Raw genomic sequence first — 7,939 nt, 5'->3', positions numbered from 1 at the left:
GAGGAGTGTACGACGACGAGTGGTGATCACGTGGTGCCTTTCGTTGAGTGACAACCACAGTTTAAAGTCACACCCACCACTTCTCATCTTGATTCTCAGTTCGACGCAATAGGTCCTTCGTCGAGGCTTTCAAGTCAACCGGTTCTGTTAAGTAGGGGAGAGGGCGAGTGAATCACATCCCTCGAGCGACATCCACGAGGTGGCGTCATAAAAACAAAAACGGTGACAACCTGCCAGCTCGCAGGTCATCACCGCTTAGTTTGTGCCATCAGCCGATAAGCAGCCGGCGGCGTCAAACAGCTAGAGCAGCTAAAAGCAGCCCTTAGCAGTCGAAGTACATCTCGAACTCCTGCGGCGTCGGGCGCAGGCGAACAGGTGCGATCTCGTTGTCGCGTTCGCAGGTTCGAGATACGATGTCGGCAACACCGGTGCGCTCCCAACTGAGGTAAAACAGTCATGACTGTGATCATTATTCTTCTCGCGACTTGTCTGACTGCCCTGCTGGCGGGCTTCTGGTGTACGTGGGGGATCATCGTGCTACCCGCGTTGGACAAGGCGCCACCTGCTGTCGCTGTCACGTCCATGCGTTCGCTCAACGAGTCAGTGCTGACTCCGGCTTTCCTGATACCATTCTTCGCGTCTCCAGTTGTCTGCGTTGTAGGAACGGTCGCGTGCGCGGTAGTGCAAGCTCCCACCGCTTCCGTGTTGCTTGGCCTTTCGGCAGGTATTCAGCTCCTGGGCGTCATTCTGATCACGAGAACAAGGAATGTCCCACTCAACGAAGAACTGGCTCGTACGGAATTACCGCCCGAACACGCCTGGGATGCGTTCTCACAACCGTGGCAACGTGCACACCGCGTCCGAACCATTGCCAGTTGTGTTGCGCTCGCGTGCTGTGCGGCGGCGTTGTGGGTGTACTAAACGACCAAGTTTCCTACAAACGCCCAGTGGACGAGTGGCAGCGAGAAAGCGGGTGGCACCTCGGGGAGAGACTTCCAAGCAAAGGGCGCAACTGTTGCAGATACCGATAAACCCCACCGCGCGAGCCCAAAAGCTCACGGGTGGGGTAGTGCGGCCGATCTGTGACCGGCGGCGTCAAACAGCTAGAGCAGCTAAAAGCAGCCCTTAGCAGTCGAAGTACATCTCGAACTCCTGCGGCGTCGGGCGCAGGCGAACCGGTGCAATCTCGTTGTCGTACTTGTAGGCGATGTAGGTGTCGATCAGGTCGTCGGTGAACACGCCGCCCTCGGTCAGGAACTCGTTGTCCTCCTCCAGAGCCTTCAGGGAAGCCTCCAGGCTGGTCGGAGCCTGCGGAATGTCCTTAGCCTCCTCCGGCGGCAGCTCGTACAGGTCCTTGTCGACCGGAGCGTGCGGCTCGATTCGGTTCTTCACGCCATCCAGGCCGGCCAGCATCATCGCGGCGAAGCCGAAGTACGGGTTACCACTCGGGTCCGGAGCGCGGAACTCAATGCGCTTCGCCTTCGCGTTGGAGCCCGTGATCGGGATGCGCACCGCAGCGGAACGGTTACGCTGCGAGTACACCAGGTTAATCGGAGCCTCGAAGCCCGGAACCAGACGGTGGTAGGAGTTCAGCGTCGGGTTCGTGAAGGCCAGCACAGCGCCAGCGTGCTTCAGGATGCCGCCGATGTAGTAGCGGGCAATGTCGGACAGGCCGGCGTAACCGGACTCGTCGTAGAACAGCGGCTCGCCGTCCTTCCACAGGGACTGGTGAGCGTGCATACCCGAACCATTGTCGCCAGCCAGCGGCTTCGGCATGAAGGTCGCAGACTTGCCGGCCTGCCAAGCGGTGTTCTTGATGATGTACTTGAAGGACTGCAGGTCATCCGCAGCGTGCAGCAGGGTGTTGAACTCGTAGTTGATCTCCTGCTGGCCGCCGGTGCCGACCTCGTGGTGTGCGCGCTCCAGTTTGAAGCCAGCGTTCGTCAGGTTGCGGGACATATCGTCGCGCAGATCCTGGTAGTGGTCGTACGGAGCGACAGGGAAGTAGCCGCCCTTCATGCGGGTCTTGTAGCCCAGGTTGGTGGAGCCATCCGGGTTGACCTCTGCACCACGGTTCCACCAGCCCTCGACGGAATCCAGCTCGTAGAAAGCGCGGTTGGTCTCTGCCTCGTAGCGGACGGAGTCGAAGAGGTAGAACTCTGCCTCCGCGCCGAAGAAGCAGGTATCCGCGATACCGGTGGAGGCCAGATACTGCTCCGCCTTGCGGGCAACGTTACGCGGGTCGCGGGAGAACGGCTCGCGGGTAAACGGATCGTGAACGAAGAACTTCACGTTCAGGGTCTTGGCCTTGCGGAACGGATCGATCTTGGCGGTCGCCAGGTCCGGCAGCAGGTTCATATCCGACTCTTCGATGGTGGTGAAGCCACGCACGGACGACCCGTCGAAGGCCAGGCCCTCTTCTATAGCGCCCTCGTCGAATTCCGAAGCCGGGATGGTGAAGTGCTGCTCGATACCGGGAACATCGGTGAAGCGAACGTCCACGAACTCGACGTCGTTGTCCTTGATGTACTTGGCAACTTCTTCTGCGGTCTTGAATGGCACTGTATTTCTTCCGTTCCTTGCAGTTGGAATCTCAAACTGTTGCGACAATATATAAAAGCAACACAATCGATCCTACGCATACTGGGCGCCGATTCAGGTAAAGATTTGCAAAATTGTGCCACAAATCAACAGCCAGCTAGGCTCTAGACCATCATGAGTGAATCGCGTAGCTGGCTTGAAGGCCCCCTTGTACCAGGCGAAAACGAAGACCTCGCCGAACTCAGCCCGTACCCCGGCGCCCGCTTAGGATTGCCCAAAGAAGGCCCGGGCTCACTGTCCCCCTTGTTCCCCCGGCTGGGTGCACTACTAATCGACTGGCTGGCCTGCTACGGCCTTGCCTGGTTCGTTACTTCCACTACGGACGTGCTGGGTGATTCCGCCACTGCCGCGATGATCTTCTTCATTATCTGGCGCATCCTGACCGTCTGGCTGTTCGCCCAGTCGCCGGGGCACGCCATCGTGGGCATCGGCGTGGCGCGCATCGACAAGCCCGACGAGCGCGTGGGCCTGTGGCGCTCGGTCGTCCGCACGCTACTGACGGTCTTCCTCTTCCCCCCGATTATTCAAGACACGGACGGCCGCGGAATGCACGATCGCGCCACCGGCACGGCCGTTATCCGCAGCCGCTAAGCGTTACTTCTTTCCGCGCTGTGCCGCACGGCGGGCGCGGCGGTTCATGCCGGACATCTTCGCGCCCTTCGGCATCGGACCCTTCGGCATGTTGTTGTTCGGGTTGCTTAGCCGCGAGATCGACTCGACGCGGGAATTGAGGGCGTCCACCTCATTCTTCTTAATGTTGCGCGGCAGGCGCATCAGGTGGTTCTGCAGCTTCTTCACCGGCACCTGACCCTCGCCGTCGCCGACGACCACGTCGTAGATCGGGGTCTTGCCCACGATGCGCGCAAGCTTCTTGCGCTCCTGCGCCATCATCGGCTTCAGACGGTGCGGTGCGCCTTCGCCGACCAGCACAATGCCGGGGGTGCCTACCACGCGGTGCACTGCGTCCATGTGGGTGTTGGACGCCACGCCATTTTCCGTAATCCACTTCATGCCCACGCCATCACGCATGTTGGACAAAGCCCATGCGGCGGCTCCGGCCTCGCCCTCAATCTGGTCATACACGCCGGACTGCAAGCGGCGGGAGAACACCCACATCGCCGCCATCGCGCCGATGATGATGCCCACGATCAGATTCAGCCACCACCAGCCGAAAACCAGGCTGAGCAGCAGCATCAGCACAATGGGAATCAGGAAAGCCAGAACCATGAACGGGATAAGCTTCTTATCCCGGCCCTTCTGCAGCTTGAAGGCCTGCCACAGCTGGGAGCGCGTCTGCTTGCGCTGCTCCTTCTTCGCTGCCTTTGCGGCCTTCTTTTCTTCCTTGACCCTTACGTCCTTTTTATCCTTCGCCATGGATTCAACAATAAGGCATGAATAAAGGCGGGGCGAAAGTGCCCCGCCGTGATACTCCTGGCCGCGCGCAGTTAAGCGCCAGCGTTAGCGGCGCGACGCGGTGACCGGCGTGTCCTCCGAAGCGCCGTAGCGCTCCAGTAGGGTAGAGGCCTCCTGCGACGTGGTGGAATCCAGAGTCTCCTCCAAGTGCTTTAGGTTCTCCGGGATAGCCTCGCCGCGAGCCTGCTTGGCCTGTGCGTACAGGCGGCCAGCGCGGTAAGAGGAACGCACCAACGGGCCGGACATAACAGCCTTGATGCCCAGCTCGTAGGCTGCGTCGGAGTGCTCCATGAACTCCTCCGGCTTCACCCAACGCTCAATCGGGTGGTGCATCGAGGACGGGCGCAGGTACTGGGTAATCGTCAGAATGTCGGTGCCAGCGTCCGCCAAGTCCTTAATGGCGGCGCGGACCTCATCCTTCTCCTCACCCATGCCCAGGATCAGGTTGGACTTCGTCACCAGACCATAATCGTGCGCCGCCTGAATGACCTCCAGGGAACGGTCGTACTTAAAGGCCGGGCGGATGCGCTTAAAGATGCGCGGAACCGTCTCCAGGTTGTGGGCAAACACCTCCGGCTGGGAATCGAAGACGACCTTCAGCAGCTCCGGGCGGTTGGAAAAATCGGGCGTCAGATTCTCCACACCCGTGTTCGGGTTCAGCTCGTGAATCTTCTTCACAACCTCGGCATACAGCCACGCGCCCTCATCATCCAGGTCGTCGCGCGTCACGCCGGTGATGGTGGCGTAGCGCAGGCCCATCTCGCGGACATTCTCCGCCACGCGGCGCGGCTCGTCCCGGTCCAGCGGGGACGGGCGGCCGGACTTAATCTGGCAGAAGTCACAACGGCGAGAACACGTATCGCCGCCGATGAGGAACGTCGCCTCGCGGTCCTCCCAACACTCGTTGATATTCGGGCAGCCAGCCTCCTGGCACACGGTGTGCAGACCAGCGCCCTTCACGCGATTCTTCATATCCCGATACTCCGGGCCGACCTTCGCGGTCGTGCGGATCCACCGAGGCTTCGACTCGATGGGGGTTTCGGCATTCTTCGCCTCGATGCGGAGCATCCGGCGTCCATCTGCGGTCACACTCATGCCGACTAGCCTACGCTGGGTGCCGCATAGGAATCCACCTCAGGTTTTCGCCGGTGCCGGGCGGGAATTTCTCCTAGGAATGCACCGGCAAGTCGCCGTTCAAAGCGTCAACGAGGTTGCGGGCGAGGGACGAGTAGGCGTCAGAAACACTAACATCACGCCCCAGCTCCTCGGTGAGCGTCGTGACTCCCGCATCCGCCAGCCCACAAGGCACAATGTGGTCGTAATACTCCATGGTGTTGTCGCAATTCAGGGACACTCCGTGCATGGTCACGCCGCGCGTCACGCGGATGCCGATCGCGGCGATCTTACGTGCGGGCTTAAGCTCGCCATTAATGACGCCCGCAGGCAGCCACACGCCCGAACGCCCCTCTACGCGGCCGGTGCCGTGCAGGCCAAGATCTTCACAAGTCTGGATAAGCGCCTGCTCCAGGCGGCGGACATAATCGACCACGTCCACTGGGTCGGCCAGCTTGATGATGGGGTATGCGACCAGCTGGCCGGGTCCATGCCAGGTGATGCGGCCTCCGCGGTCGACGTCGACGACTGGAAGGCCGTTGGTGGGGCGGTCGGAATCCTCGGTGCGCTTGCCGGCAGTGTACGTCGGCGGGTGCTGGAGTAGGAGGATGGTGTCTGGGGTTTTCTCTTCGGCGCGCTGGGCGGCGAGGTCTGCCTGGAGGTGCCAGGTCTCCTCGTAGTCCACGGTGCCGAGGTCGCGGATGTCGATGGCGGTGTCGCCAATGTTTGCTTTGCGGATGCTGCCTTGCTGGAATCCCATGGTGGCGATGATACTCCAGTGGTTTGTTGGTGCTGCCGGGTGCTGGATGGTGGTGCTGATGCAGGCGCCCCGGTGCCAGATGGTGGTGCTGGGCGCTGTTCCGCAGGCTCCGGGCGCTACCGCCGCTGAGGTTGAAGTTTCTGATGGTGCTGGATGTGTCAGGTGGTGACGTTGATACTGGTGCCTCCGGCGGCTGGCGCGCGCTAAATACCCTCGAATGTCGCTGAATCGGGAATTAGTCAAAACTGAAGCCGGAATCAGCTTTGGCGAAACTCTCTGACCTGCATTTTTGTGCAGATGCAACTCATTGTCTTTAACGTCTTCTCGATCTAGCGACATTTGAGGGACTGGGAGGCTGCTCGAGAGGGATTTTTGAGGTGAGAGGGCGGCTTGGAGACGGGTATTGGGTTTGAGGCTGGTGGGATTGAAGCCTCCGGGGGGGGAATATCCGGAGCCACTGTCCGGGGATAATATCCGGAGCTCCTGCCTGGGGCTACTGCACCCAACAACACAGAAGGCCGACCCCGCAGGAAGCGGGGCCGGCGTTTTACCTGGTCAGGTTGCTTGAAGCGGTGGCTAGCTGGCTGCGGCTCAGCGTGGCCAGCAAACTGGCGACTGGTACTAGCCGGCTGCAGCCAGTATTGCCAGCGCAGCCTAGCCCAGCACCAGCGCAGCCTGGCCGCAGCTAGCGCCTAGCTTAGAGCTCCAGGTCCTCGGTGAAGTCCGAGTTCTCCAGGCGGTCACGCAGGGTGGACATGAAGCGGCCTGCGTCGGCGCCGTCGATGACCTGGTGGTCGTAGGTCATTGGCAGGAAGACCATCTGGCGGATGGCGATAGCCTCGCCCTCGTCCTCACTCAGCACCACTGGGCGCTTCACGATGGCGCCAGTGCCGATCATGGCAGCCTGCGGCGGAACCAGAATCGGGGTATCGGTCAGGGCGCCCTCGGAACCAATGTTGGTGATGGTGAAGGTGCCACCGGACAGGTCGTTCGGCTTCAGCTTCTTGTTGCGCGCGCGGTCAGCAATGTCGACGATGGCCTTGGCCAGCTCCGGCAGGGACATGTCCTGCGCATTGTGGATGACCGGGCTCAGCAGGCCAGCCTCCGTGTCGACAGCGATGCCCAGGTTGACCTGCTCGTGGTAGGTCATCTCCTTGGTCTTCGCGTTGTAGGAAGCGTTGACGTTCGGGTGGGAGATCAGAGCCTCGACCGCTGCCTTTGCGAAGAACGGCAGGTAGGTCAGGTTCACACCGTGCTTGTCGGCGAAGGCCTGCTTGTTGGCCTTGCGCAGTTCGGCAACGCGAGTCATGTCGACCTCGTGGACCTGCGTCAGCTGAGCTGCAGCGTGCAGGGAATCCAGGGTGGTCTTCGCGGTGATCTCGCGGATGCGGCTGACCTTCTTGACGGTGCCGCGCAGCTCCTGCTTGGCCGGGTCGACCTTGTAGGAGGAAGCGCGTGGGCCAGCCGGGGAAGCGGACTTCGCGGAGGAGCCGGAAGCGGAAGTGCCTTCTGCTGCGGCCAGGATGTCCTGCTTGCGGATACGGCCGCCGACGCCGGTTCCCTCGACGCTCGACAGATCGACGCCATGCTTCTCAGCCAGCTTGCGGACCAGCGGAGTGACGTAGGGGAGGTTGCCCTCGGCAGGCTTCGACTGCTTTGCAGCCGGCTTGGAGGACTTGGACTCGGACTTGGAGTCAGTCTCGGTCTCGGACTTTGCCTCAGTCTTGGCCTCGGCCTTCTTCTCGGCCTGCTTAGCCTCAGCCTCCTTTTCCTCCGCCTTCGGCTCGGCCTTGTCCTCGGCCTTCTCAGACTTCTTGGCCTTGTTCTCGGAGTCGGACTCTTCGGACTTGGAGGAACCGGAGTCGGAGTCAGAGGAGTCGGACTTGGCAGCGCCCTCGTCGCCGATGCGGGCGATGACCTCGCCGACGTCAACGGTGTCATCCTCGTTGGCCAGGATTTCAACCAGGGTGCCGGCGACCGGGGACGGGATCTCGGTATCGACCTTGTCGGTGGAGACCTCGAGCAGTGGCTCGTCGACCTCAACCTTGTCGC

At 61.2% G+C, this 7,939-nt stretch carries 7 protein-coding genes; 2 read left to right on the top strand and 5 right to left on the bottom strand.

What is annotated here, in order from left to right; all coding sequences use genetic code 11:
* Nucleotides 1-456: 456 nt before the first annotated feature.
* Nucleotides 457-921 (top strand): DUF1772 domain-containing protein, encoded by a 465-nt coding sequence (locus tag Q0331_RS10825; RefSeq protein ID WP_367274974.1) that lies wholly within the window; start codon nucleotides 457-459, stop codon nucleotides 919-921.
* Between the two features lie 204 nt (nucleotides 922-1,125).
* Here Q0331_RS10825 and glnA read toward each other — a convergent pair whose 3' ends face one another.
* Entirely contained in the window at nucleotides 1,126-2,628 is a 1,503-nt protein-coding gene (gene glnA / locus Q0331_RS07445; protein ID WP_367274973.1) for a type I glutamate--ammonia ligase, read from the bottom strand.
* 87 nt (nucleotides 2,629-2,715) lie between these two features.
* Between glnA and Q0331_RS07440 the strand changes: the two genes are divergently transcribed.
* Complete coding sequence (locus Q0331_RS07440; RefSeq protein ID WP_239201294.1) at nucleotides 2,716-3,192, top strand: RDD family protein; 477 nt, start codon at nucleotides 2,716-2,718, stop codon at nucleotides 3,190-3,192.
* A 3-nt stretch (nucleotides 3,193-3,195) separates the two neighbouring features.
* Here the strand turns inward: Q0331_RS07440 and Q0331_RS07435 are convergent, their stop codons facing one another.
* From Q0331_RS07435 to sucB, 4 genes are all read right to left on the bottom strand, one after another.
* Complete coding sequence (locus tag Q0331_RS07435) at nucleotides 3,196-3,975, bottom strand: DUF4191 domain-containing protein (RefSeq protein ID WP_298075765.1); 780 nt, start codon at nucleotides 3,973-3,975, stop codon at nucleotides 3,196-3,198.
* Nucleotides 3,976-4,059: 84 nt separating this feature from the next.
* On the bottom strand, nucleotides 4,060-5,109 hold the full coding sequence (gene lipA, locus Q0331_RS07430) for a lipoyl synthase (protein WP_298075764.1): 1,050 nt from the start codon (nucleotides 5,107-5,109) through the stop codon (nucleotides 4,060-4,062).
* 73 nt (nucleotides 5,110-5,182) lie between these two features.
* Nucleotides 5,183-5,887: a lipoyl(octanoyl) transferase LipB gene (gene lipB, locus Q0331_RS07425; protein ID WP_298075763.1), complete on the bottom strand. Its 705-nt coding sequence runs from the start codon at nucleotides 5,885-5,887 to the stop codon at nucleotides 5,183-5,185.
* Between the two features lie 697 nt (nucleotides 5,888-6,584).
* The coding region (gene sucB, locus Q0331_RS07420; protein ID WP_298075762.1) for a 2-oxoglutarate dehydrogenase, E2 component, dihydrolipoamide succinyltransferase at nucleotides 6,585-7,939 on the bottom strand (1,355 nt) is incomplete at its 5' end.

It is taken from the genome of uncultured Corynebacterium sp., assembly GCF_937999985.1.
Taxonomy (GTDB): Bacteria; Actinomycetota; Actinomycetes; order Mycobacteriales; family Mycobacteriaceae; genus Corynebacterium.
This window is presented reverse-complemented; position numbering and strand designations above follow the sequence as displayed.

What these genes read in the sequence shown, in the direction of transcription:
- lipB (WP_298075763.1), bottom strand. Translation starts at nt 5,887, where the DNA reads ATGGGATTCCAGCAAGGCAGCATCCGCAAAGCAAACATTGGCGACACC.
- Q0331_RS10825 (WP_367274974.1), top strand. Translation starts at nt 457, where the DNA reads ATGACTGTGATCATTATTCTTCTCGCGACTTGTCTGACTGCCCTGCTG.
- Q0331_RS07440 (WP_239201294.1), top strand. Translation starts at nt 2,716, where the DNA reads ATGAGTGAATCGCGTAGCTGGCTTGAAGGCCCCCTTGTACCAGGCGAA.
- lipA (WP_298075764.1), bottom strand. Translation starts at nt 5,109, where the DNA reads ATGAGTGTGACCGCAGATGGACGCCGGATGCTCCGCATCGAGGCGAAG.
- Q0331_RS07435 (WP_298075765.1), bottom strand. Translation starts at nt 3,975, where the DNA reads ATGGCGAAGGATAAAAAGGACGTAAGGGTCAAGGAAGAAAAGAAGGCC.